General features: G+C 68.2%; 20 protein-coding genes. 14 read left to right on the forward strand and 6 right to left on the reverse strand.

Translation table 11 applies throughout. The features are described 5' to 3' along the window. The first annotated feature begins 11 nt into the window (after nucleotides 1–11). The 3 genes from ACSQ9A_RS10575 to ACSQ9A_RS10585 all read left to right on the forward strand — a co-directional run bounded on the left by ACSQ9A_RS10575 (nucleotide 12) and on the right by ACSQ9A_RS10585 (nucleotide 2789). On the forward strand, nucleotides 12–320 hold the full coding sequence (locus ACSQ9A_RS10575) for a DUF2160 domain-containing protein (RefSeq protein ID WP_093102634.1): 309 nt from the start codon (nucleotides 12–14) through the stop codon (nucleotides 318–320). Between the two features lie 88 nt (nucleotides 321–408). After that, on the forward strand, nucleotides 409–2139 hold the full coding sequence (locus ACSQ9A_RS10580; RefSeq protein ID WP_093102636.1) for an ABC transporter substrate-binding protein: 1731 nt from the start codon (nucleotides 409–411) through the stop codon (nucleotides 2137–2139). Nucleotides 2140–2231: 92 nt separating this feature from the next. Beyond that, a complete protein-coding gene (locus ACSQ9A_RS10585) occupies nucleotides 2232–2789 on the forward strand; it encodes a histidine phosphatase family protein (protein ID WP_436290563.1) in 558 nt (185 codons plus the stop codon). On the opposite strand, the gene ACSQ9A_RS10590 is transcribed toward ACSQ9A_RS10585, so the two are convergent. The 5 genes from ACSQ9A_RS10590 to ACSQ9A_RS10610 are packed head-to-tail and all read right to left on the reverse strand — an operon-like array spanning nucleotide 2790 to nucleotide 8389. Next, nucleotides 2790–3407: an HD domain-containing protein gene (locus ACSQ9A_RS10590; RefSeq protein WP_436303611.1), complete on the reverse strand. Its 618-nt coding sequence runs from the start codon at nucleotides 3405–3407 to the stop codon at nucleotides 2790–2792. It lies immediately after the preceding gene. Between the two features lie 2 nt (nucleotides 3408–3409). After that, nucleotides 3410–4459 (reverse strand): lytic murein transglycosylase B, encoded by a 1050-nt coding sequence (mltB, locus tag ACSQ9A_RS10595; protein ID WP_436303612.1) that lies wholly within the window; start codon nucleotides 4457–4459, stop codon nucleotides 3410–3412. Between the two features lie 53 nt (nucleotides 4460–4512). Next, nucleotides 4513–6504, reverse strand: a complete 1992-nt coding sequence (locus tag ACSQ9A_RS10600) for a transglutaminaseTgpA domain-containing protein (protein WP_436303613.1) — start codon at nucleotides 6502–6504, stop codon at nucleotides 4513–4515. Beyond that, nucleotides 6498–7466, reverse strand: a complete 969-nt coding sequence (locus ACSQ9A_RS10605; protein ID WP_436290821.1) for a DUF58 domain-containing protein — start codon at nucleotides 7464–7466, stop codon at nucleotides 6498–6500. The genes ACSQ9A_RS10600 and ACSQ9A_RS10605 overlap by 7 nt, the downstream gene beginning before the upstream one ends. Nucleotides 7467–7468: 2 nt before the next feature. Beyond that, complete coding sequence (locus ACSQ9A_RS10610; protein ID WP_093102643.1) at nucleotides 7469–8389, reverse strand: AAA family ATPase; 921 nt, start codon at nucleotides 8387–8389, stop codon at nucleotides 7469–7471. 75 nt (nucleotides 8390–8464) lie between these two features. Here ACSQ9A_RS10610 and ACSQ9A_RS10615 point away from each other — a divergent pair, with 75 nt between their 5' ends. The 7 genes from ACSQ9A_RS10615 (at nucleotide 8465) to ACSQ9A_RS10645 (ending at nucleotide 16554) form a co-directional block, all read left to right on the forward strand. Further along, nucleotides 8465–9418 carry a histone deacetylase family protein gene (locus ACSQ9A_RS10615; protein WP_436303614.1) on the forward strand — a complete coding sequence of 318 codons (954 nt, stop codon included), beginning with the start codon at nucleotides 8465–8467 and terminating at the stop codon, nucleotides 9416–9418. Between the two features lie 13 nt (nucleotides 9419–9431). Then, on the forward strand, nucleotides 9432–10718 hold the full coding sequence (locus tag ACSQ9A_RS10620; RefSeq protein WP_436303615.1) for a mechanosensitive ion channel family protein: 1287 nt from the start codon (nucleotides 9432–9434) through the stop codon (nucleotides 10716–10718). 137 nt (nucleotides 10719–10855) lie between these two features. Then, complete coding sequence (locus tag ACSQ9A_RS10625; RefSeq protein WP_093112348.1) at nucleotides 10856–11605, forward strand: electron transfer flavoprotein subunit beta/FixA family protein; 750 nt, start codon at nucleotides 10856–10858, stop codon at nucleotides 11603–11605. Nucleotides 11606–11616: 11 nt separating this feature from the next. Next, nucleotides 11617–12552: an electron transfer flavoprotein subunit alpha/FixB family protein gene (locus ACSQ9A_RS10630; RefSeq protein WP_436303616.1), complete on the forward strand. Its 936-nt coding sequence runs from the start codon at nucleotides 11617–11619 to the stop codon at nucleotides 12550–12552. A gap of 82 nt (nucleotides 12553–12634) precedes the next feature. Next, nucleotides 12635–14434, forward strand: coding sequence for an acyl-CoA dehydrogenase (locus ACSQ9A_RS10635; protein ID WP_436303617.1), 1800 nt, complete (start codon nucleotides 12635–12637; stop codon nucleotides 14432–14434). Between the two features lie 28 nt (nucleotides 14435–14462). After that, nucleotides 14463–15425 (forward strand): NAD(P)H-dependent flavin oxidoreductase, encoded by a 963-nt coding sequence (locus ACSQ9A_RS10640; protein ID WP_093109431.1) that lies wholly within the window; start codon nucleotides 14463–14465, stop codon nucleotides 15423–15425. 22 nt (nucleotides 15426–15447) lie between these two features. Further along, entirely contained in the window at nucleotides 15448–16554 is a 1107-nt protein-coding gene (locus ACSQ9A_RS10645) for an acyltransferase family protein (RefSeq protein ID WP_436306281.1), read from the forward strand. 12 nt (nucleotides 16555–16566) lie between these two features. Here ACSQ9A_RS10645 and ACSQ9A_RS10650 read toward each other — a convergent pair whose 3' ends face one another. After that, nucleotides 16567–17673, reverse strand: a complete 1107-nt coding sequence (locus tag ACSQ9A_RS10650; RefSeq protein WP_436303618.1) for a glycosyltransferase family 4 protein — start codon at nucleotides 17671–17673, stop codon at nucleotides 16567–16569. Between the two features lie 115 nt (nucleotides 17674–17788). On the opposite strand from ACSQ9A_RS10650, the gene cydD reads away from it, so the two are divergent. From cydD to cydB, 4 genes are read left to right on the forward strand one after another with little or no spacing between them, the layout of a single operon-like run. Continuing rightward, nucleotides 17789–19471 carry a thiol reductant ABC exporter subunit CydD gene (cydD, locus tag ACSQ9A_RS10655; RefSeq protein WP_436303619.1) on the forward strand — a complete coding sequence of 561 codons (1683 nt, stop codon included), beginning with the start codon at nucleotides 17789–17791 and terminating at the stop codon, nucleotides 19469–19471. Beyond that, nucleotides 19468–21159 carry an ATP-binding cassette domain-containing protein gene (locus ACSQ9A_RS10660; RefSeq protein ID WP_436303620.1) on the forward strand — a complete coding sequence of 564 codons (1692 nt, stop codon included), beginning with the start codon at nucleotides 19468–19470 and terminating at the stop codon, nucleotides 21157–21159. Before cydD ends, ACSQ9A_RS10660 begins: the two co-directional genes overlap by 4 nt. Before the next feature lie 37 nt (nucleotides 21160–21196). After that, complete coding sequence (locus ACSQ9A_RS10665) at nucleotides 21197–22813, forward strand: cytochrome ubiquinol oxidase subunit I (RefSeq protein WP_436303621.1); 1617 nt, start codon at nucleotides 21197–21199, stop codon at nucleotides 22811–22813. A gap of 16 nt (nucleotides 22814–22829) precedes the next feature. Beyond that, nucleotides 22830–23984, forward strand: a complete 1155-nt coding sequence (gene cydB, locus ACSQ9A_RS10670; protein WP_436303622.1) for a cytochrome d ubiquinol oxidase subunit II — start codon at nucleotides 22830–22832, stop codon at nucleotides 23982–23984. The last annotated feature ends 12 nt before the right edge of the window (nucleotides 23985–23996 follow it).

Below are 23996 nucleotides of genomic sequence, written 5' to 3' on the forward strand. Positions count from 1 at the left end.
GAGACTGAAAAATGTTCGAGTGGATGGTCTGGACCACGCCGGTGGCCGTTTTCTTCAGCTGCATCGCACTGATGCTGGTCGGCATGACCGTGTGGGAATTCAAGTCGCCGACCACCCTGCGCCGCGGTTGGCTGCCGATGGAAACCACGCGCGGCGACCGGCTCTTCATCGGGCTGCTCATCGCGGCCTACATCAATCTGGCCTTCATCGGCCTGGCCGGCCTGTTCCAGGAGTGGTTCAGCCTGGAGGTCGAACCGTCGATCTGGATCAGCTTCGTGCTGTCGATGCTCGCGCTGGCGCTGATCATGCGCAAGGGCTGACGGCAATCGCTTTCTTCAGCTGTCCGGCTCTTCGCTTTCCCGGGGCCGGGATCTGCACAACACCGGGAAGCACCATGAGGAGACATCCATGAAGATTCGCTACACAGCGTTGGCACTGGCAGCGGCGACTTTTGCCTTGCAGAGCGCCTGGGCCGGAGAACCGGAGGCCAAGAAATGGATCGACAGCGAATTCCAGCCGTCGACCCTGAGCAAAGACCAGCAGACCGCCGAGATGAAATGGTTCATCGACGCCGCCAAGAAGTTGCAGGCCAAGGGCGTCAGGGAGATCTCGGTGGTGTCCGAAACCATCACCACGCACGAGTACGAATCGAAGACGATGGCCAAGGCCTTCGAGGAAATCACCGGCATCAAGGTCAAGCACGACCTGATCCAGGAAGGCGACGTGGTCGAGAAACTGCAGACCTCGATGCAGTCGGGCAAGTCGATCTACGACGGCTGGGTCTCCGACTCCGACCTGATCGGTACCCATTACCGCTACGGCAAGATCATGAACCTGACCGACTACATGGCCGGCAAGGGCAAGGAATACACCAACCCGGGCCTCGACCTCAAGGACTTCATCGGCACCAAGTTCACCACCGGTCCAGACGGCAAGCTCTACCAGTTGCCCGACCAGCAGTTCGCCAACCTCTACTGGTTCCGCGCCGACCTGTTCGCGCGCCCCGACCTGAAGGACAAGTTCAAGGCCAAGTACGGCTACGACCTGGGCGTGCCGCTCAACTGGAGCGCCTACGAGGACATCGCCGAGTTCTTCAGCGTCGACGTGAAGACCATCGACGGCAAGCCGATCTACGGCCACATGGACTACGGCAAGAAAGACCCGTCGCTCGGCTGGCGCTTCACCGATGCCTGGCTCTCGATGGCCGGCACCGCCGACATCGGAACGCCCAACGGCCTGCCGATCGACGAGTGGGGCATTCGCGTCGGCGACGACAAGTGCACGCCGGTGGGCGCCAGCGTGTCGCGCGGCGGTGCGACCAATTCGCCCGCGGCCGTCTATGCGCTGACCAAGTACATCGACTGGATGAAGAAGTACGCGCCCAAGGAAGCCACCGGCATGACCTTCGGCGAAGCCGGCCCGGTGCCCGCGCAGGGCCAGATCGCGCAGCAGATCTTCTGGTACACGGCCTTCACCGCCGACATGACCAAGGCCGGCCTGCCGGTGGTCAACGCGGACGGCACGCCCAAGTGGCGCATGGCGCCCGGCCCGAACGGACCGTACTGGAAGCAGGGCATGCAGAACGGCTACCAGGACGTCGGCTCGTGGACCTTCTTCTCTGCGCACGACGAGAACCGCACGGCCGCCGCCTGGCTCTATGCGCAGTTCATCACTTCCAAGACCACCTCGCTCAAGAAGACCATCGTGGGCCTGACGCCGATCCGCGAGTCCGACATCCAGTCGAAGGCGATGACCGACATGGCGCCCAAGCTGGGCGGCCTGGTCGAGTTCTACCGCAGCCCGGCGCGCGTGGCCTGGTCGCCGACCGGCACCAACGTGCCTGACTATCCGAAGCTGGCGCAGCTCTGGTGGAAGAACGTGGCCGAGGCGGTGACGGGCGAGAAGACGCCGCAGAAGGCCATGGACAACCTGGCCGACGAGATGGACAACGTGATGGGCCGCCTGGAGCGCGCCGGCATGGCCAAGTGCGCGCCCAAGCTCAATGCCAAGGGCGATCCCAACAAGTACCTGAGCGACCAGCATGCGCCGTGGAAGAAGCTGGCGAACGAGAAGCCGAAGGGCGAGACCATCGACTACAACAAGCTGCTGAGCGCCTGGAAGGAAGGCAAGGCACGCTGAGCGCCTGAAGCGCAAGGCTTCGAGGGCTGCTGTGCGAAGGCGCAGCAGCCCTTTTTGCTTTGGGGTCGACCGCGCTTTGCTAGCCTCGCGCGATGCCTGGAAGACGCGAATTCATCCTGCTTGCAGCGGCACTTCTGGGCCGTGCCCATGCCCAGACGGGTGCCGATGCGATGGCCGAGCGCCTGCGTGCCGGCCGGTGCGCGCTGCTGTGGCGCCACGCGCAGACGACGCAGGGCGTCGGCGATCCGCCCGGCTTCAGGCTGGACCAGTGCAGCACGCAGCGCAACCTGAGCGAGGCGGGCCGTACGCAGGCCCGCGCGGCGGGCGAGTGGTTCCGTGCCCGCGGCCTCGCACCGGGCGCCGTGCGTTCCAGCGCGTGGTGCCGCTGCAAGGACACGGCGGACCTGGCCTTCGGTGCCCATTCCCTGTGGGCGCCTCTCAACTCGACCTTCGGCAGCACTGAGATCTCGGCCAACAACCGGCAACTCCTGCTCGACGGACTGGCGCGCATTCCGGCCGGTACTTTCGAGGTCTGGGTTACGCACCAGGTCAACATCACGGCCTTCACCGGCGAGTCGGTGGCGATGGGCGAAGCGGTGGTCGTCGATCGCGCGGCCAAGGTCGTGGCACGCGGCGGCTTTGGCGGCTGATCAGCCGATCGCTTGCTGCAGATTGATGCGCGCCTGGACTTCCAGCTTCGCCCGGATCGATGCGCTGAGATAGAGCGGATCGCGCGCCAGGAAGCGGCCGAGAATTTCACGCCGTCGCAGCTCGAAGACTTCGGGCGGCACATGTGCGTACTCGGCGCGGATCTGCCGCTCGTACTCGGCAAAGCGCGCGGCAGGCGCGCCGAGGATCGAGAGGTCGATGTCGACCAGCAACTGTGCATCGGCATCTTCGGGCTGTGCGTGGTGGCGCGTGGCCATCACCAGCGCATGGACGCGCCGGGCCGCATCGCCCGCGACGCCGGCGGCCAGCAGCGCGGCTTGCGCCCAGTCGGCGCTTCGCGCCTCGTTGTCGCGCCGGTGCACGTCATAGATCGCGTCGTGGAACCACAGCGCGAGCGCGATCTCGGCCGGGCGCTCTGCATGGCTGCGTTCGCGCGCGAGACCCGCCAGGCATTCGTCCAGGTGCTGCAGCGTGTGGTAGGCGCGATGCGGCTCGCTGTAGTGCGCCAGCAGCTTGGCCAGCAGCACCTCGTCGGGCGCAGCGACGCCGAGGTCGCGCCAAGCATCGATCCACGAGGCGCGCCGCACGCCGGCGTCCATGGCTACTGCCCCATCGCGGTGCGGACTTCGCGGCCGAGATCGATCACCGACATCGCGTAGTAACTGCTCCAGTTGTAGCGCGTGATCACGTAGAAGTTCTGCGTGCCGGCCACGTAGTTCGGCGCGTCGGCACCGTTCTGCAGCTCGATCAGCGCGAGCAGGCCCTTGTGCGTGAGCGCCTCGCCCTCGAGCACGGCGCCGCCGGCCACGAACGCGTCGGCGCTGAAGCTGGGCAGGATGTCGGGCGCCATCAGCACGTCCTTTTTGAGCCGCGCCTCGTCGAAGCCGACCGGGTAGATCGGCGGCATGCCCGGCTGCCAGCCGAAGGCCCTGAAATAGCTGGCCACCGAACCGATCACGTCGGCCGGGTTGTTGACCAAGTCGATGCGGCCGTCGCCGTCGAAGTCGATCGCGTACTTGGCGATGCTGCTCGGCATGAACTGCGGCATGCCCATCGCGCCCGCATAGCTGCCGACCGGCATCATCGGATCTTCCGCGGTGCGGCTTTCGGTGCTGAGAAAGCTTTCGAGCTCGCCGCGGAAGAAGGCCTGGCGCTCGGCCGCGCGCGGATGGCCTTGGGGGAAATCGAAAGCCAGCGTGGCCAGCGCATCGATGACTCGGAAGTTGCCCATGTTGCGGCCGTAGATGGTCTCGACGCCGACGATGCCGACGATGATCTCGGGCGGCACGCCGTACTCGGCTTCGGCGCGCGCCAGCGTGTCGGCATTGGCGCGCCAGAAGCGCACGCCGGCCGCGATGCGGATCGGGTCGATGAAGCGGCTGCGGTAGACGCGCCAGTTCTTCGCCGTGCCCCTGGGTGCCGGCAGCATCAGGCGCGGCACGTTGGGCAGCAGCCGTGCGTTGCCGATGGTCGCGCGCACCCATTTGCGATCGAGGTTGCGCCGTTCGGCCACGTCGTCGGCGAACTGCATCGCGTCGTCGCGCGTGGCATAGGGCGTCTCGCCGCGCACGGTTTTCTGAGCCGATGCGGGGGTCGGGGCGGTCAGCAGGAGGAGGGCCAGCGGAAGAGCGGTCGAAAGAAGGAGGCGCATGGCCTTGATTGTGCCGCCCGTGCCCGGCGCGCTCGTGCGGGACACATGTGGTTTCAGCGCGGCCAGGCCAGGCGGCGGAACTCGGCCTTGAGCGCGGCCAGCGCCGGCCCGGGCGTTCTGGCGTAGCGCTGCGCCTCGAGCTTGAGCAGCCAGTCCGCAGCCGCCTGCGCGCCGGCACCGAAGCGTTCGGCCAGCCGGGCCGCCATCTGGCGCGGCGGCATCGCGTCGGGCACCTCGATGCCTGCCTTCTTCATGCGTGCACGGGCCTGGCCGAGCAGGCGCAGCCACGGGTCGTGCTGGCTGCGTTCCCACAGCGTCCAGCCGGCGCCCGCCAGGCTGGCCACGACCAGCAGCACGAGCAGCACGGTCGCCAGGTCCTGCAGGCTCGGCGCTTCGAAGCCCAGGTTCTTGAGCAGGTCGAGCTGCCGGCTCTGCGTGTAGTTGAGCACCCACTGGTTCCAGCCGTTGTTGACCGCTTCCCAGGCGGCGCGCAGGTTCTGCGCCAGCGTAGGGCTCATCCCGTTGATCGCGCCGGCGAAGAGGCCCGGCTGCGGCGCGAGGCGCTGGAACTGGCCGACGCGGTCCGGCGAGATGGCGCCGGTCGGATCGACGCGTATCCAGCCCGCGCCTTCCTGCCACACCTCGGCCCAGGCGTGCGCATCGCTGTGGCGCAGCGTCCAGAAGTTGTCGACGCCGTTGATCTCGCCGCCCTGGTAGCCGGTGACGATGCGCGCGGGGATGTCGAGCGCGCGCATCAGCACCACGAAGGCCGAGGCGATGTGTTCGCAGAAGCCGGCTTTCCTGTCGAACCAGAACTCGTCGGCGGTGTCGTTGCCGTAGACACCGGGTTCGAGCGTGTAGCTGTAGCCCCCCGTGCGCAGCCGTTGCAGAGCGGCCTGCACGAAGGCTGGCGTGGCCGCGCCGGCGAGGGCCGGGTCGCGCTTCATCTGCGCGGCCAGTTCGGCCGTGCGCGGGTTCGAGCCCGGAGGCAGCGCCACGTAGGGTTGCAACGCGGCTGTGCGGCGCTGCGGGCCGCTCTGGAACTGCGTGAAGCTCTGGGCGCGGTAGCGCACCAGGTCGCCGATCGGCCGGTTCGCGACCCATTGCAGCTCGGGCGTGCCGAACAGTTCGTAGCCCGGCAACTCCGGCTTGGCCGGCGCGGCATCGAGCGTCAGCAGCCAGGGGCGGTTGCTGGGCTCCAGCGTGACTTCGTAGCCGATGGCGTCCCCGCGCACGCGCAGGTTCTGCGGCAGGAAGCCGCGCGAGAAGAGCGGCGGCGATGTCCATTCGCGGCCGTCGAACTGCGACAGCACCGGGCCGCGGAAGTACAGGTCGCGCTGCGCCGGGATGCGGTTGCCGTCGAACCTGATGCGCGCCGCGATGCCGTCGTCGAGCGCGAGCTGCGCGATGCTGCCCACGCGCATCGTGTTCGAGAGGCCGGTGCGGCCGGTCATCGCGTCGTTGGGCGTGCCCCAGAGCGGCGCCATGCGCGGGAATAGCAGGAACAGCACCAGCATGATCGGTGCGCCGAGCAGCGCCATCCAGCCCGCGGTGCGCGCCGCCTGCATGAGCGGCGGCTTGCCGACCGGCATGTGGGCGTTGACCAGCGCGGTCAGGAGGCCCAGCAGTGCCAGCAGCATCGCGAAGGCGGTGGGCAGCGACTGCGAGTAGAAGAAGTTCGTGAGCATCGTGAAGAAGCCCAGAAAGAAGATCACGAAGGCGTCGCGCCGGGCGCGCAGCTCCAGCGTCTTGAGCGCAAGGAGGATCACGATCAGCGTGACGCCGGCGTCGCGGCCAAGCAGCGTGCGATGCGTGGCGTAGGTGGCGACCAGCGTGACCGCGAGCAGGCCGGCGCGCCACCATCTGCTGGGCAGCGGCTTGGCCTGCACGGCCAGGACGCCGCGCCAGAACAGGACGATGGCGGTGAGGGTGCTGCACCACCAGGGCAGATTCGGGACCTGGGGCAGCAGGATGAGCGCGATCACGCCGAGCAGGAAGAGGGTGTCTCTGGCTTCCCGGGGCAGCGATTGGAGCCTGGTCAACATAAGGCCAGCACCTCCAGACACCGCCGCTTGTGCGCCTCCCCCTGAGAAGGAGCAACCACCTTGCCGCCCACCCGCAACCCGTAATCCACGCCCAACCGGTCCGCCATCAGCACCCACGCGCAAAGCCGCGACAGCCGCGCTTCCCAACCGGGCAGGCCGGCAGATTGCGCGTCCAGCCACAGCTCCTGCCGCTGCGCCTGCTGCGTGTCGCGGCTCACGAGTTCTTCCGAGCCCGTGGCCTGCGCCCGCGCCGCGCGCTTCCACACCACGAGCTTCAGCGGGTCCCCGCGCCGATATGCGCGCACCCCGTCGTACTCGCCGGCCACGTTCGCGCGCAGCATCGACGCCGCCGCCTGCCCGGCCAGGGGTTCGCCGGGCGGCAGCGGCGGCGGGTTCGGCTCGGGGGCCGGGTAGACCAGCACCTGCGAGGCCGGCCGCCACACCGTCCAGACGCGAAAGGTGCCCAGCGGAAAACGGGTTTCGGCCGTGAGCGTCGGCACCGGATGCAGACCGCGGCGTTCGGGCTTGAAGGCGACCTCGACCGTTGCGCTGCCCTCGGCCGGCACGTCGCTCCACGACCATTGCCCGCTGTGACGCACGGCCAGTCCGATGCCGTAGCGCGTGCTGCGCCGGGCGTTGTGCAGCACCACGCGGAACACGGCGGCCGCACCCGCATAGCGCGGATCGGGCGTCATCAGGCGCAGCGCGAGCCCGCGCAGGGTGGCATGGCACACATACATGCCGACCGCCACGCTGCCGGCCAGCAGGAAGGTCAGCAGATAGCCGAGGTTGAGCTGGTAGTTGATCGACGCGATCAGCAGCAGCAGCAGCGTGGCGCCCAGCATCCAGCCCGCGGGCGTCGGCACGATATAGACGTTGCGCTGCGTGAGCTCGAGCGTGTCCGAAGGCGGCCGGCGCGAGAGAAACCAGCCGTCGATGCGCGAGCGAAGCGGCGCCAGCAGTTTCACGGCAAGGGGACTGCGGCGGTCATGGCGCGCACCTGCTCGACCGCGCCGCGGCCCGCATCGCCGAGCGGCGTGAGCCGGTGCGCGATGGTTTGCGGCAGCACGGCCTGCACGTCGTCGGGCGCCACGTAGTCGCGGTTGGCCAAGAGCGCCTGCGCCTTGGCCGCGCGCAGCACGGCGATGCCGGCGCGCGGCGAGAGGCCCTGCAGGAACCAGCGGCCCGAGCGCGTCGCGGCGATCAGGTCCTGCACGTAGTTCAGGAGCGGCTCGGCCGCATGCACCTGCAGCACGCGCTGCTGCAGCGCCGTGAGTTCACCCGCTGTCAACAAGGCCGGCAGACCCGCGAGCATTTCACGCCGGTCGGCGCCGGCCAGCAGTTCGCGCTCGGCGGCGCGGTCGGGGTAACCCAGCGAGATGCGCATCAGGAAACGGTCGAGCTGCGACTCGGGCAGCGCGAAGGTGCCGAGCTGATCGTGCGGGTTCTGCGTCGCGATCACGAAGAAGGGCGTGGGAAGAGGGCGGGTTTCGCCTTCCACCGTGACCTGCTTCTCCTCCATCGCTTCCAAGAGCGCGCTCTGGGTCTTGGGGCTCGCACGGTTGATCTCGTCGGCCAAGAGCACCTGGGCAAAGATGGGTCCGGGGTGGAACACGAAAGCCTGCTGCCCGCGGTCGTAGATCGCCACGCCCGAGAGGTCGCCCGGCATCAGGTCGGCGGTGAACTGAACCCGCGAGAACTGCAGGCCGAAAGTGTGCGAAAGCGCGTGGGCGAGGGTGGTCTTGCCGACGCCCGGCACATCCTCGATCAGCAGGTGACCGCCGGCCAGGAGGCAGGCCACGCAGTCGCGCACCTGTGCCTCTTTGCCCACGATCACCGTGTTAAGCTGGCCGAGCAAACTGGCGAGCTTCGCGGCAACGTCCATTTTTGTATCCATATGCAAACAATACCGTAAAGCCCTGCGGCCCTACGCTGCATGAGGCTACGACGTGATCGATCCATGGGCAAAACCGGCTATTTCACCCACCGCGACTGCTGGAAACACGAGATGGGCGCGGGGCATCCCGAATGCCCGGAGCGGCTCGATGCGATCGAGGACCGGCTGCTTGCAACCGGCGTCGCCGACGCGCTCGAACGCGCAGAGGTGCCGCTGGCCACGCTGGAGCAGATCACGCGGGCGCACAGCGTCGAACACCTGGAACTCCTCGAGGCGCTGAGCCAGCGGCTGATCGCCGACGCCCCGGCCGGCGGCCCGCGCTACGCGCAGCTCGATCCCGACACCGCGCTCAACCGCTTCAGCGTGCTCGCTGCCCGCCGCGCCGCCGGCGCCGCCATCGCCGCGACCGACGCGGTGATCACCGGCGAGCTGGACAACGCCTTCTGCGCCGTGCGCCCGCCCGGCCACCATGCCTGCCGCGACAAGGCGATGGGCTTCTGCTTCCTCAACAACGTCGCGATCGCGGCGCGCCATGCGATCGAAGAACATGGCCTGGAACGCGTCGCGATCGTCGATTTCGACGTCCACCACGGCAACGGCACCGAAGACATCCTGAGCAACGACCCGCGCGTGCTGATGGTGGGCTTCTTCCAGCATCCCTTCTATCCGTACAGCGGCACCGACCATCCGGCGCCGAACATGCTCAACCTGCCGGTGCCGGCCTATACCAAGGGCATGGACGTGCGCGAGCTGATCGAGGCCTGCTGGATGCCGCGGCTCGACGAATTCAAGCCGCAGATGATCTTCGTGAGCGCGGGTTTCGACGCCCATCGCGACGACGACCTGGGCCAGCTCCGGCTCAACGAGAACGACTTCGCATGGATCACCGAGCGTGTCCGCGACGTGGCGCGACGCCATTCCCAGGGCCGCATCGTGTCGATGCTGGAAGGCGGCTACAACCTCGATGCGCTCGCGCGCAGCGTCGAAACGCACCTGCGCGTGCTGGCTGATCTCTAGGGCAGCCCCTAGGATGGATCTCAGCGCCTTCACCTTCACTCAGCGCCTCGGCCAGATCGACGCGCGCAGCCTGTGGATCGAACTTGCGGCTCTGGTCGGCTGCGTGGCGCTGGCCTGGGCGGTCTGCCGCTGGTTCGGCCGCGACCAGCCCAAGGATTCGATCTGGTTCGGCGAGCGCACCTTCGACGGCCTGCTGTTCCCGCTGCTCGCACTGCTCTTGACCGATCTGGCGCGCCGCTTCGTGCTCGAGTTCCAGCCGGTGCTGGTGCTGCGCATGGCAGTGCCGGTGTTCCTTTCGCTCGCGGCCATCCGCCTGTTCGCGCGGGTGCTCAGGGCGGTGTTCCCGACCTCGGCGCTGATCCGCCTGGTCGAGCGCACGATCTCGTGGATCGCATGGATTGCGGCGGTGCTCTGGATCGTCGGCCTGCTGCCCGCGGTGCTGGCCGAGCTCGAGAACATCACACTGGCCTTCGGCAAGACCCGCGTCAGCCTGCGCACCATCCTGGAAGGCATCCTGTCGGCCGGCCTCGTGCTCGTGATCGCGCTGTGGATCGCCTCGACGATCGAGAAGCGCATCTTGCGCACCTCGGTGACCGACCTGTCGATGCGCAAGGTGGCGTCGAACGCGATCCGCGCCTTCCTGCTCCTGATCGGCCTGCTGTTCGCCTTGTCGGCGGTGGGGGTCGACCTGACGGCGCTCTCGGTGCTGGGCGGCGCGCTGGGCGTGGGCCTCGGCTTCGGCCTGCAGAAGCTGGCCGCCAATTACGTGAGCGGTTTCGTGATCCTGCTGGAGCGCTCGATCCGCATCGGCGACAACGTCAAGGTCGACGGCTTCGAGGGCCGCATCACCGACATCAAGACACGCTACACGCTGGTGCGGCAGGGCAACGGGCGCGAGTCGATCGTGCCGAACGAATCGCTGATCACGAGCCGGGTCGAGAACCTTTCCGTGTCCGACCTCAAGTTCAACATCACGACCAGCATCGTGGTCGGCTACGACAGCGACGTGGCGCAGGTGCAGGCCATCTTGTGCGATGCGGCCGCCGCGCAGGCGCGCGTGCTGAGCGATCCCGCGCCGGTCGCATTCCTCGTCAACTTCGCGCCCGACGGGCTGGAGTTCAGCCTCAACTTCTGGATCGCCGATCCCGACAAGGGCAAGGACAACGTCCGCTCGCCCATCAACATCGCGATCCTCGAGGGCCTTCGTGCCGCCGGCATCGACATTCCGTACCCCCAGCGCGTGCTGCGCGTCGAGTCGCTGCCGCCCGGCGTTTCGGCGCCCGAGGCGGCTCGCCTATAATCGCAAAAAAGCACGATCGTTCTTTTTCTTCGCGCCCCGCGCCAGGTGATTGAAATGAACAGCTCGCGCAGAGGCCGGCGCCTAAAATCTCCGGTTCCCCTGCACCCCCGGTTTCGCAATTCAATGGAGTCAAGCCAATGAAGGTCCTGGTCCCCGTCAAGCGGGTCGTCGATTTCAACGTGAAGGTGCGCGTCAAGTCCGACGGCACCGGTGTGGACATCGCCAACGTCAAGATGAGCATGAACCCCTTCGACGAGATCGCCGTCGAAGAGGCGGTCCGCCTGAAGGAAAAGGGCGTGGTCACCGAAGTCATCGCCGTCTCCTGCGGCGATGCCAAGTGCCAGGAAACCCTGCGCACCGCCATGGCCATCGGCGCCGACCGCGGCATCCTGGTCGAGACCTCCGAAGAACTGCAGCCGCTCGCCGTGGCCAAGCTGCTCAAGGCCCTGGTCGACAAGGAACAGCCCCAACTGGTCATCCTCGGCAAGCAGGCGATCGACGACGACGCCAACCAGACCGGCCAGATGCTGGCGGCCTTGGCTGATCTTCCGCAAGCTACTTTCGCTTCGAAGGTCGAGGTCGAGGGCGACAAGGTCAAGGTCACGCGCGAAGTCGACGGCGGCCTGGAAACCATCCAGCTCACGCTGCCCGCGGTCATCACCACCGACCTGCGCCTGAACGAGCCGCGCTACGTCACCTTGCCCAACATCATGAAGGCCAAGAAGAAGCAGCTCGACACCTTCAAGCCCGAAGACCTGGGCGTGGACGTCAAGCCGCGCCTGAAGACCCTGAAGGTCAGCGAGCCGCCCAAGCGCGGCGCCGGCATCAAGGTGCCCGATGTCGCCACGCTGGTGGACAAGCTCAAGAACGAAGCCAAGGTGATCTGAGGAAGACCGACATGACCGTACTCGTTATCGCAGAACACGACCACGCCACCGTCAAGCCGGCGACCCTCAACACCGTGACCGCGGGCCTCGCCTGCCAGAGCGGCGATGTGCATGTGCTGGTGGCCGGTGCCAATGCCGCCGAAGCCGCTGCCGCCGCCGCCAAGATCGCCGGCGTCGCCAAGGTCATCGCCGCCGACAGCCCGTCTCTCGCCGAGAACCTGGCCGAGAACGTCGCCGCGCAAGTCCTGGCCATCGCCAAGAACTACAGCCACATCCTGTTCCCGGCCACGGCCAACGGCAAGAACGTGGCGCCGCGCGTCGCAGCCAAGCTCGACGTGGCGCAGATCAGCGACGTCACCAAGGTCGACAGCCCCGACACCTTCGAGCGCCCGATCTATGCGGGCAATGCGATTGCCATCGTGCAGAGCAGCGATGCGATCAAGGTGATCACGGTGCGCACCACCGGCTTCGACCCGGCGGCCGCCACCGGTGGCAGCGCCGCGGTCGAGAGCGCCGAGGGCGTGGCCGACAGCGGCAAGTCGAGCTTCGTCGGACGCGAAATCACCAAGAGCGAGCGTCCCGAACTCACGGCCGCCAAGATCATCGTCTCGGGCGGCCGGGCACTCGGCAGCGCCGAGAAGTTCACCGAAGTGATGGCGCCGCTGGCCGACAAGCTCAACGCCGGCCTGGGCGCCAGCCGCGCCGCAGTGGACGCGGGCTACGCGCCCAACGACTGGCAGGTCGGACAGACCGGCAAGATCGTGGCGCCGCAGCTCTACATCGCCTGCGGCATCTCGGGCGCGATCCAGCATCTGGCGGGCATGAAGGATTCGAAGGTGATCGTGGCGATCAACAAGGACCCGGAAGCGCCGATCTTCTCGGTGGCCGACTATGGGCTGGAAGCCGACCTGTTCACGGCCGTGCCGGAACTGGTGAAAGCGCTCTGATCCGCTTTCATCGAACAGAGAAAGACAGGTGAAGGGCATCGTTCGCGATGCCCTTTTCGTATCTGCTGCATTGGAGACAACCATGAGCTACACCGCCCCCATCAAGGACATGCTGTTCGACATCGAGCACCTCGCGAACATCGCGCAGGTCTCGCAGATGCCGGGCCTCGAAGACGCCGGGCTCGAAACCGCCCAGGCCGTGCTCGAGGAATGCGCGCGCTTCAACCGCGACGTGGTCGCGCCGCTGAACGTCGCGGGAGACCGGCATCCGTCCTCGTTCAAGGACGGCCGGGTCGCGACCACGCCGGGCTTCAAGGAAGCTTTTGCGCAGTACGTGGCGGGCGGCTGGCAGGGCCTGCAGCATCCGGCCGAGTTCGGCGGCCAGGGCCTGCCCAAGACCATCGGCGCGGCCTGCGGCGAGATGCTCAACTCGGCCAACATGAGCTTCGCGCTGTGTCCGCTCCTGAGCGACGGCGCCATCGAAGCGCTGCTCACGGCCGGCTCCGACGAGCTCAAGGCCACCTACCTCGAGAAGCTGGTGAGCGGGCAATGGACCGGCACCATGAACCTGACCGAGCCGCAGGCCGGCAGCGATCTCGCAATGGTGCGCAGCCGCGCCGAGCCGCAACCCGACGGCAGCTACAAGATCTTCGGCACCAAGATCTTCATCACCTACGGCGAGCACGACATGGCCGAGAACATCGTGCACCTCGTGCTCGCGCGCGTGGCCGGCGCGCCCGAAGGCGTGAAGGGCATCAGCCTGTTCGTTTGCCCCAAGTTCCTCGTGAACAAGGATGGTTCGCTGGGCGTTCGCAACGACGTGCACTGCGTGAGCATCGAGCACAAGCTGGGCATCAAGGCCAGTCCGACCGCCGTGCTGCAGTACGGCGACCACGGTGGTGCCGTGGGGTACCTCGTGGGCCAGGAAAACCGCGGCCTCGAATACATGTTCATCATGATGAACGCAGCCCGCTACGCCGTCGGCATGCAGGGCATCGCGATCGCCGAGCGCGCCTACCAGCAGGCGGTGGCCTATGCCAGGGACCGCGTGCAGAGCCGTCCGGTCGACGGCTCGATCAACGCCAGCGCGCCGATCATCCATCACCCCGACGTGAAGCGCATGCTGATGACGATGCGTGCCTACACCGAGGGCTGCCGCGCCATGGCCGCGGTGGCCGCGGCCGCCTACGACGCGGCGCATCACCACGCGGACGCAGACACGCGCCGGCAGAACCAGGCCTTCTACGAATTCATGGTGCCGCTGGTCAAGGGCTATAGCACCGAGATGAGCCTGGAGGTCGCCTCGCTCGGCGTGCAGGTGCACGGCGGCATGGGCTTCATCGAGGAGACCGGCGCGGCGCAGTACCTGCGCGATGCCAAGATCCTCACCATCTACGAAGGCACGACGGCGATCCAGGCCAACGACCTGGTGGGCCGCAAGACCGCGCGCGACGGCGGCCAGACCGCGAAGGCCATTGCCGCGCAGATCGAGCAGACCGAGGCCGAACTCGCGAAGCAGGGCAGCGACGCCGCGCGTGCCGTGGGCAAGCGCCTCACGGCAGCGCGCCAGGCCTTCGTCGACGTGGTCGACTTCGTCGCCGGCCAGACCAAGGCCGGACCGAAATCAGCCAATGCCGTGTTCGCGGGCAGCGTGCCCTACCTGATGCTGGCGGGCAACCTGGTGGCCGGCTGGCAGCTCGCGCGCTCGCTGCTGGTGGCCGAAGCGCTCGCCAACGCCGGCACCGACACCGCCTTCATGAACGCCAAGATCGCCACCGCGCGCTTCTATGCCGAGCACATCCTCAACAAGGCGCCCGGCCTGCGCGACAGCATCGTCGATGGCGCCGAGAGCGTGACGGCGCTGGCGCTCGACGCTTTCTGAATCCAGTCAGTCAACATCCGGAGACCCCATGTCCAAGCTGCCTTCCGTACTCGCCAATCTCCCGCTGCCGATCATCGGCTCGCCGCTGTTCATCATCAGCAACCCCAAGCTCGTGATCGCGCAGTGCAAGGCCGGCGTCGTCGGCGCGATGCCTGCGCTCAACGCGCGGCCCGCGTCGCAGCTCGAAGACTGGCTGGCTGAGATCACCGAAGAGCTCGCGGCGTACAACAAGGCGAATCCGGACAAGCCGGCCGCGCCCTTCGCCATCAACCAGATCGTGCACAAGAGCAACGACCGCCTCGAGCATGACATGGCGATGGTCGTGAAGTACAAGGTGCCGATCGTCATCACCTCGCTCGGCGCGCGCACCGACGTCAACGATGCGGTCCACAGCTACGGCGGCGTGACGCTGCACGACATCATCAACAACGCCTTCGCGAGGAAGGCGATCGAGAAGGGCGCCGACGGCATCATCGCCGTGGCGGCCGGCGCCGGCGGCCATGCGGGCATCAAGAGCCCCTTCGCCCTGGTGCAGGAAATCCGCCAGTGGTTCGATGGCCCGATCGCCTTGTCGGGCTCGATCGCGACGGGCGGCGCGGTGCTCGCGGCGCAGGCCATGGGAGCCGACTTCGCCTACATCGGCACCGCCTTCATCGCCACCGAGGAGGCGCGCGCCAGCGCCGAGTACAAGCAGGCCATCGTCGACGGCACCTCCGACGACATCGTCTATTCGAACCTGTTCACCGGCGTGCACGGCAACTACCTCGCGCCCAGCATCGTGGCCGCCGGCATGGACCCGGCCAACCTGCCGCAGGGCGAGCTCAAGACCATGAATTTCGGCGGCGGCGACGGCAGCAAGGCCAAGGCCTGGAAGGACATCTGGGGTTCGGGCCAGGGCATCGGCGCCGTGACCGAGGTCGCGAGCGCCGCCGCTTTCATCGACAAGCTCAAGCGCGAGTACGACGAAGCGCGTCGCCGCCTTGCGCTCTGACACCGCGGCCACCGCGGCGCGCCTGCCGCTGCTCGATGCGGCGAAAGGCCTGGCCTGCGCCGTGATCGTCGGGCACCACCTCGCGCGCTACGGGCCCTTGCCGGCAGGCGCGTCCTCCCTCGCGCCGGGGCTGTTCGAATGGCTGGCGCAGGATGGCCGGCTGGCGGTGCAGGTGTTCCTGGTGCTGGCCGGTTTTCTGGCGGCGGGCAGCCTGGCGCCCGACGGCGTGCTGCGGGTCGACCGGCCGCTGGTCCGCGTGTTCCAGCGCTACGGCCGGCTTGCGATGCCCTACCTGGCGGCACTGAGCTTCAGCGTGCTGGTCGCCGCGCTGGTGCGGCCCTGGCTCGACGACGAGGCGGTGCCCGCGGCGCCGGGCATTGCGCAGCTGCTGGCGCACGGGCTGCTGCTGCAGGATCTGCTCGGCTACGACGCCTTGTCCACCGGCGTCTGGTACGTGGCGATCGACTTCCAGCTCTTCGTGCTGGCGCTCGCGGCGATCAGCTTTTCCGAACTGCTGCAGCGGCGCTGGTCCCTGCGGCCGGAGCGGTCGCGCTGGCTCGCCGTGGCGCTGGTGCTGGTGCTGGCCGTCGCCTCTCTCGCGGTGTTCAACCGCAACGAAGAGCTCGACGACACGGCGCTCTATTTCTTCGGCGCCTATGGCCTGGGCATGGGCGTGTTCTGGATCGGCCGCGCGACGCGGCTACGCACCTGGCAGTTCGGCATCGCGCTGCTGCTCCTGGTCGGCGCCGCGGCCCTGGCGCTCGACTGGCGCAGCCGCATCGCCACGGCGCTGGTCACGGCGCTGCTGCTGGCTGTGGTCCAGCGCCGCGCCGGGCCCGAGCCGGCCGCATGGCCGCTGCTCGCGCAGCCGCTGCTGCGGCTAGGGCGCATCTCGTACTCACTGTTCCTGATCCACTTTCCGGTGCTGCTGCTGGTGAGCGCGGCGTTCGACCGGCTCGCGCCCGACGGGCCCTGGGTCGACCTGATCGGCCTCCTGGCCACCTTCGCGCTGTCGATCGTCGCGGCGATGCTGCTCTACCGGTGGGTGGAGTCGCGACCCGCCACCTGGCGCGCGGTGCTGGCCTTGTTTGCGGGCCTGCTGGTCTGCGGCGCGGTGGCCTCTTCGTAGCTTCCTGGCTTCTTAGCGGCCTGCCGCGAGCGCCTCTGCGTAATGCGCCGAGAAGGTCTCGGCGACGACCTCCCAGTCGTAGCGCTTGGCCCGCTGCTGCGCGGCCATCGACATCGCGGTGCAGCGCTCGCCGTCGAGGCCCGCGACCTCGCGCACCACGGCCAGATCCTTGGCGCCGATGTCGAAATCGAGGAAGAGCCCGTTGACTGCGCGCTCGACGAAGCCGTTGATCGGCGCCATGTCGCGGCACAGCACGATCTTGCCGGCGGCCATCGCCTCCAGGATGCCGATGCCGAAGCCCTCATACTCGCTGCCCGTGACGAAGACCGTGCGCTGCTGCAGCTCCTGCAGCAGGGCGGCGTCTTCGATGTAAGGATGCAGCCTGACCGAGTCATCGAGCTGGAGGGCGCCGATCTGCGCCTGCAGCGATTCGCCCAGGTTGTCGAAATCGGGCCCGGCGATCAGCAGGTCGATCTTGATCCCCTGGTGCCTTGCCATGGCGACGGTGTCGATGACCGCGTCGATGCGCTTGTTGCGCGACCAGCGACCCCAGTAGATCCACTTGGTGGGGTCGGGCGCGCCGGTGAGGCGCCCGCCCTGGAACTTCGAGTACGCGATGCCGTTCTCGCATTTCTCGACCCTGTTCGAGAAATGGCTGAAGTAGGCCTTGTCGGATTCGCTGCTCGCGAGGATCTTCCGGTAGCGGCGCAGCAGGCGGCGCATCAGCACGCGCTCGTGCAGCCACTTGATCGCGCCGTGTTTGGCCGTGTGGCGAAAGCCGCCGTGCGTACTCAGGACGGCGGGGATGTCGCGGCATTGAAGCAGCACGTTGCCGGTGAGCATCATCAGTTGCGGATCGTGCACGTGCAGCAGGTCGTAGCCGGCGGCAAGCCGGCCGAGCTCGCGCGCATAGCCGGCCAGGCGGTTGCCCAGCACCGGCACCCGGAACACCTTGATGCCGTCCAGCTCGCCGACCGAAAACCCCGTGTGCTTGGCGGACACGTGCGCGATGTCGACCTGGCTGCCCTGGCTCGAGTTGCGCACCGCGAGTTCCCGCACGACGGACTCGATGCCTCCGATCTCGGGGAAATAGGTCGGCGTGATGGAAAGAATCTTCATGGCGTCGTAGCTTAGCGGGTGCACCATGCCGCTTCGGGCGATTGCCCGTGCCGTGTCACATCCGCTATCATTGTGGAACGTTCAGTAAATACTGAAATTACACGAATTCAACAAAATGCAGCCTCACGCACCCTCGCTCGCCGGCTTGCGATCCCTGGACCCGCCAAGGCTCGCCGCCTTCGTTCAGGGTGCTGCCGCGCTGCTGTGGCTGCCGCAGGCGGCCTTGCTGGCCTGGGCCGTCGAGGGCCTGGCGGCGGGCACGGGCTTGGCGGCGGTGCTGTGGCCCGCAGGCGGGATCGTGCTGCTCGGGCTGCTGCGCGTTGTCTGCGAGGCCTGGGGGGCGCGCCGCGTCTTTACCGGCGCGCGAGCGGCGCTGTCGGAACTGCGCGCACGGGTCGCTGTCGCACTGGCGGCACGTTCGCCGCTGGACCGTGCGCGTCCGGCCTCGGGGCTCGCGGCCAGCGTGATCGCGGAGCAGGCGGAGGCGGTGGTGCCGTACCTGGTGCGCTACGGCCCGGCGCGCTGGCGCGCGATGGTCGTGCCGCTCGCGATCCTGCCGGTGGTGGCCGGCTTCTCGTGGGTGGCGGCATTGGTGCTGCTGGTCGCGGCGCCGCTGATCCCATTCTTCATGGCCATCGTGGGCTGGCGCGCGCGGGCCGCGAGCGAGGCGCAGCTGGTGGAAACGGGAGGCATGAATGCCTTCCTGCTCGACCGGCTGCGCGGCCTTCCCACCTTGCGTGCGCTCGGTGCGATAGCCGCCACTGCGCTCAGGCTCGGCGAAGCGGCCGAGGCGCTGCGACGGCGCACCATGGCGGTGTTGCGCATCGCCTTCCTGTCGTCGGCCGTGCTGGAGCTGTTCTCGGCGCTGGGCGTGGCGATGGTCGCGGCCTATGTCGGTTTCCATCTGCTCGGCACCTTCGAGTTCGGCACCTGGGGCCGGCGCCTGAGCCTGGGCGAGGGTATGTTTGTGCTGCTGCTGGCGCCGGCTTTCTTCGAGCCGCTGCGCGAGCTGTCGGCGGTCTGGCACGACCGCGCAGCCGGCGAGGCGGCGCTCGATGCGCTCGACCGGCTCGCGCGCACCGATGTGGCGCTGCCCGGCGCGCAGAGCGAATTGTCGGCCGGCGACGAGGCCACGGCCGGCGCGCCCTCGGTGCATGCGCATGGCCTGCATTTCTCCCATGCCGGCGAAGACGCCTTCTTCGAGGACTATGACCTGCGCATCGTCGCCGGCGAGCATGTCGCGCTGATGGGGCCCAGCGGCTCGGGCAAGACGGCCTTGCTCTGCCTGATCGCCGGGCTGGTGCCGGCGCGGCAGGGCGAGATCGCGATCGGCGGCGTCCCGCTCTCGGACCGGACCGTGGCCGCACTGCGCCGGCGCATGGCCTGGATGGGCCAGAAGCCCCACGTGTTCGCGGGCTCGGTGCAGGCTAACGTGACGCTGGGGCGCGCCGGCGCGGACTCGGAACAGGTCGAGGCCGCGATGCATTTCGCGCAGTTGGACCGCGTGGCCCAGGCCCACCCGAGCGTGGCGCTGGGCGAGGGCGGCAGCGGGTTGTCGGGCGGCGAGGCGGCGCGCCTCGCGCTGGCGCGGTTGGCCGTGCACCCCGAGGCCGACCTGCTGCTGGTCGACGAGCCCACGGCGCACCTCGACACCGAGACCGCGGAGCGCGTGGCCGATGCGCTGATCGAACTCGCGCGCGGCAAGACCCTGATCGCCGCGACGCACGATCCCGTGCTGGCCGCGCGCTTGCACCGCGTGATCCGGCTCGACGCCGTGCCCGCGAAGGAAGCGGCATGAAGCTGTGGCGCGATCTTCGTCCAGTCGCGGGACTCTTTGTCGCCGCGGAGCCGCGCAGGCTCGTGCTCGGCGCAGCCCTCGCGGCGCTCACCGTCCTGATGGGCATGGCGCTGCTCGGCCTCTCGGGCTGGTTCATCACCGCCACCGCGCTCGCAGGCCTGCATGCCGCGACCGCGATCGTCTTCGACGTCTTCATGCCCTCGGCCGGCATCCGCCTGCTGGCACTGGGCCGCACCGCATCGCGCTATGGCGAGCGGTTGATCACGCACGACGCGAGCTTTGCCGTTCTGGCCGCGCTGCGCGTGCGCCTGTTCCGCGGCTGGGCCCGGCCCGATGCCGCACGCCAGTTGCTGGCGCGGCCGGCACGGCTCTTGTTCCGATTGACCGCGGACATCGATGCGCTCGAATCCTTCTACCTGCGCCTCCTGGTGCCCGCCGCTGCGGCGCTCGGCGCGGCGCTGCTGGCGGGCCTGGTGCTCGGCGTCATGAATCCCTGGATGGGCGGGTTGCTCGCGCTCTGGTTGCTGGCCGCGGGCTGGGGCATCGCGCTGGTGGTGGCGCAGCGTGCGCGGCCGGCCGCAGTGCGGCGGGCCCAGGCGATGGAAAGCCTGCGCGCACGCGCCGTGGACCTGGTCGCCGGCCAGACCGAACTGGTCATGGCGGGCCGCATCGACGCGCAGCGCGAGGCGCTGGCCGCGGCCGACCGCCACCTGGCCAAGGCCGACCTGGTGCTGAACCGGCTCGAAGCCGGCGCCGGCATGGCCTATGGCATGGCCGGCGCGCTGACCCTGGCGGCGGTGCTGCTGGCGGTGGGCCTGCTGGCGGACGAGGGCGCGATCGGCGCGCCGGCCGCGGCACTGGCGCTGCTGGTGGCACTGACGGCCATTGAACCCTTCGCTGCCTTGCGCCGCGGCGCGCTCGATGCCGGGCGCAGCTGGCTCGCGGCGCGGCGGCTGGCACCGCGCATGGCGGCCGAGCCGAAGGCCCTGCATGGCCCCGCCGCGCCCGATGAGGGCCTGGCGCTGCAACTGAAGGATGTCGTCGTGGCGCACCCCGGCAGCCGCGTGCCTGCGCTGCAGCTCGGCGCGCTGGCACTGGCCGCGGGCGAGCGTGTCGCGCTGATCGGTGCGAGCGGTGCAGGCAAGTCGACGCTGCTCGCGGCGATCGCGGGCGAACTGAAGCCGCAGCAGGGTGAACTCCGCGCGCAAGACCATTGCCTGTTGACGCAGCGCACCGAACTCTTCCACGACAGCCTGCGCGACAACCTGCGGCTCGCCGACCCGGCGGCCGACGAGGCGCGGCTATGGGCGGTGCTGCGCGCCGCAGGGCTGGCCGACGAAGTCCGCGCCATGGCCCGGGGCCTCGATACCCTGCTCGGCGAAGGCGGCCTGGGCCTTTCCGGCGGCCAGTCGCGACGCCTCGCGTTGGCGCGCCTGCTGCTGCGGAACGTACCATTTTGGCTGCTCGACGAGCCCACTGAAGCGCTGGACACTGCGACCGCACACGATGTGCTGCAGCGCCTGCGCGTTCAGGCCGCGGGACGAAGCCTGTTGATCGCGACCCATCTGCGGCGCGAGGCCGCGCTGGCGGACCGGCTGCTGTGCATGCGGGCCGGCCGCATCACGGCCGACCTGCGGCGCGGCACGGCGGCCTTCGATGCTGCCTTGAGCGAACTGCGGCCCGACTGAGATCGCACGCCGACCACAAGAAAACGAAAGGAACCCCATGGACCTCGACATCGTTGCACTTTCACGCTTGCAGTTCGCGCTCACGGCGCTCTACCACTTCCTGTTCGTGCCGCTGACCATCGGCCTCGCGGTGATCGTCGCGATCATGGAGACGGTCTACGTCATGACCGGCCGCACCATCTGGCGCGACATGACGAAGTTCTGGGGCCTCTTGTTCGGCATCAACTTCGCGATGGGCGTGGCCACCGGCATCGTGATGGAGTTCCAGTTCGGCATGAACTGGAGCTACTACAGCCATTACGTGGGCGACGTCTTCGGCGCGCCGCTGGCCATCGAGGGGCTGATGGCCTTCTTCCTCGAGGCGACTTTCGTCGGCCTGTTCTTCTTCGGCTGGGACAAGCTCTCCAAGGTCGGCCACCTGGTCACCACCTGGGCGGTGGCCATCGGCTCCAACTTCTCGGCGCTGTGGATCCTGATCGCCAACGGCTGGATGCAGAACCCGGTGGGCGCGGCCTTCAACCCGCAGACCATGCGCATGGAAGTGACCGATTTCTTCGCCGTGCTGACCAACCCGGTGGCGCAGGCCAAGTTCGTGCACACGGTGTCGGCAGGCTACACGGTCGCTTCCATCTTCGTGCTCGGCGTGTCGGCCTGGTACCTGCTGCGCGGGCGGCACCTGCAGCTGGCCAAGCGCTCGATGACGGTGGCCGCCTCCTTCGGCCTCGCGGCCTCGCTCTCGGTCGTGGTGCTGGGCGACGAGAGCGGCTACCTCTCGACCGAGCACCAGAAGATGAAGCTCGCCGCCATCGAAGCGATGTGGAAGACCGAGCCGGCGCCGGCCGCCTTCACCGCCTTCGGCTTCCCCGACCAGGAAACGCGCGAGACGCACTACGCGATCCACATCCCCGCGGTGATGGGGCTGATCGGCACGCGCTCGCTCACCACCGAGATCCCGGGCATCGACGACCTCGTGCACCGCGCCGAGCTCAACATCCGCGTCGGCATCTCGGCCTACGATGCCTTGCAGAAGATCCGCGCGGCCGGCAGCGAGACCGAAGTTCCGGAGTCGGCGCGCAAGATCTTCGAGGCCAACGGCCATGCGATGGGCTATGCGCTGCTGCTCAAGCGCTACGTCGACGACCCGCGGCAAGCCACGCCGGAGCAGATCGCCAAGGCCGCGCTGGACACCGTGCCGGCCGTGGCGCCCCTGTACTGGTCCTTCCGCATCATGGTCGGGCTCGGCATGTTCTTCATCCTGCTGACCGCCATCTTCTTCGTGCTCTCGGCGCGGCGCAGGCTCGACGCGCATCCGTGGCTGCTCAAGCTCGCGGTGTTCGCGATCCCGCTGCCGTGGATCGCCGCCGAGTGCGGCTGGATCGTGGCCGAGGTCGGCCGCCAGCCCTGGGTGATCGAGGGCGTGCTGCCGACCGCGGTGGCGGTGTCGAACCTCGGCGTCACCACGCTGCTGATCACCATCGCGGGCTTCGCGCTGATCTACACCGTGCTGTTCCTGATCGAGATGAAGCTGATGCTGAAGGCGATCCGCACGGGGCCGGAGGAACATCCGGTGCCGCCGCCCGCGGCCTATCGCGCCGAGGCCGACCCCGAGCTGGCCGCCACGCTGCCCCGCACACCTCTCGCCGCCGCAGATTGACCTCACGGAGCACGACATGATCCTGCACGAACTCATTTCCTACGAAACCCTGCGCCTGGTCTGGTGGCTGCTGCTCGGCGTGCTCCTGATCGGCTTTGCCGTGACCGACGGCTTCGACCTCGGCGCCAACATGCTGCTGCCCTTCGCCGGCCGCAACGATCTCGAACGCCGCGTCATCATCAACAGCGTCGGCCCGGTCTGGGAAGGCAACCAGGTGTGGCTGATCCTCGGCGGCGGCGCGATCTTCGCGGCCTGGCCGCAGCTCTACGCGGTGTCCTTCTCTGGCTTCTACCTCGCGATGTTCGCGATCCTCGTGCCATTGATCTTGCGGCCCGTGGCATTCAAGTTCCGCAGCAAGAATGACGATGCGCGCTGGCGCACGCGCTGGGACTGGACGCTGTTCGTCACCGGCCTGGTGCCCGCGCTGATCTTCGGCGTGGCCATGGGCAACGTGCTGCAGGGCGTGCCCTTCCGGCTGGCGCCCGACATGCGCATCTTCTACGAGGGTTCTTTCTTCGGCCTGTTGAATCCCTTCGCCTTGCTGTGCGGCCTAGTGTCGGTCGCGATGCTGGTGATGCACGGCAGCGCGTGGCTGCAGTTGAAGACCCAGGGACCGATCGCCGATCGTGCGCGCGCCTTCGGCAGCGTCGCGGCGCTGCTCACGCTGGTGCTCTATGCGCTGGCCGGCTATGTGCTGTGGAGCTGGGTCGACGGCTACCGGGTAACGAGCGCGCTGCCGACGGACGGGCCGTCCAACCCGCTGCTCAAGATGGTCGAAGTGCAGCCGGGCGCATGGTTCGCCAACTATGCGGCGCGGCCGTGGATGTGGGCGGCACCGGGCCTGGGATTGGCCGGCGCGCTGCTGGCCTTCGTGGGGCTGCGCCTGCGGCGCGAAGTGTTCACGCTGCTCGCCAGCGCGCTCGGCATCGTGGGCATCATCCTCAGCGTCGGCGCCTCGATGTTCCCCTTCATCCTGCCGTCGTCGATCGACCCGCGCGCCAGTCTCACGGTGTGGGATTCGTCATCGAGCCACCTGACGCTGTTCATCATGCTGGTGGTCACCGCCATCTTCATCCCGCTCATCGTGGCCTACACCAGCTGGGTCTACAAGGTGCTGTGGGGCAAGGTCGATGCGGACGCGATCAAGAACGAACGCGGTCACGCCTACTGAATCAAGAAAAGG

Source organism: Variovorax sp. LjRoot290 (assembly GCF_964253985.1).
Taxonomy (GTDB): Bacteria; Pseudomonadota; Gammaproteobacteria; order Burkholderiales; family Burkholderiaceae_C; genus Variovorax.

Coding starts and splice junctions, on each gene's coding strand:
- ACSQ9A_RS10575 (WP_093102634.1), top strand. CDS start 12: ATGTTCGAGTGGATGGTCTGGACCACGCCGGTGGCCGTTTTCTTCAGC.
- ACSQ9A_RS10580 (WP_093102636.1), top strand. CDS start 409: ATGAAGATTCGCTACACAGCGTTGGCACTGGCAGCGGCGACTTTTGCC.
- ACSQ9A_RS10585 (WP_436290563.1), top strand. CDS start 2,232: ATGCCTGGAAGACGCGAATTCATCCTGCTTGCAGCGGCACTTCTGGGC.
- ACSQ9A_RS10590 (WP_436303611.1), bottom strand. CDS start 3,407: ATGGACGCCGGCGTGCGGCGCGCCTCGTGGATCGATGCTTGGCGCGAC.
- mltB (WP_436303612.1), bottom strand. CDS start 4,459: ATGCGCCTCCTTCTTTCGACCGCTCTTCCGCTGGCCCTCCTCCTGCTG.
- ACSQ9A_RS10600 (WP_436303613.1), bottom strand. CDS start 6,504: ATGTTGACCAGGCTCCAATCGCTGCCCCGGGAAGCCAGAGACACCCTC.
- ACSQ9A_RS10610 (WP_093102643.1), bottom strand. CDS start 8,389: ATGGACGTTGCCGCGAAGCTCGCCAGTTTGCTCGGCCAGCTTAACACG.
- ACSQ9A_RS10615 (WP_436303614.1), top strand. CDS start 8,465: ATGGGCAAAACCGGCTATTTCACCCACCGCGACTGCTGGAAACACGAG.
- ACSQ9A_RS10620 (WP_436303615.1), top strand. CDS start 9,432: ATGGATCTCAGCGCCTTCACCTTCACTCAGCGCCTCGGCCAGATCGAC.
- ACSQ9A_RS10625 (WP_093112348.1), top strand. CDS start 10,856: ATGAAGGTCCTGGTCCCCGTCAAGCGGGTCGTCGATTTCAACGTGAAG.
- ACSQ9A_RS10630 (WP_436303616.1), top strand. CDS start 11,617: ATGACCGTACTCGTTATCGCAGAACACGACCACGCCACCGTCAAGCCG.
- ACSQ9A_RS10635 (WP_436303617.1), top strand. CDS start 12,635: ATGAGCTACACCGCCCCCATCAAGGACATGCTGTTCGACATCGAGCAC.
- ACSQ9A_RS10640 (WP_093109431.1), top strand. CDS start 14,463: ATGTCCAAGCTGCCTTCCGTACTCGCCAATCTCCCGCTGCCGATCATC.
- ACSQ9A_RS10650 (WP_436303618.1), bottom strand. CDS start 17,673: ATGAAGATTCTTTCCATCACGCCGACCTATTTCCCCGAGATCGGAGGC.
- cydD (WP_436303619.1), top strand. CDS start 17,789: ATGCAGCCTCACGCACCCTCGCTCGCCGGCTTGCGATCCCTGGACCCG.
- ACSQ9A_RS10660 (WP_436303620.1), top strand. CDS start 19,468: ATGAAGCTGTGGCGCGATCTTCGTCCAGTCGCGGGACTCTTTGTCGCC.
- ACSQ9A_RS10665 (WP_436303621.1), top strand. CDS start 21,197: ATGGACCTCGACATCGTTGCACTTTCACGCTTGCAGTTCGCGCTCACG.
- cydB (WP_436303622.1), top strand. CDS start 22,830: ATGATCCTGCACGAACTCATTTCCTACGAAACCCTGCGCCTGGTCTGG.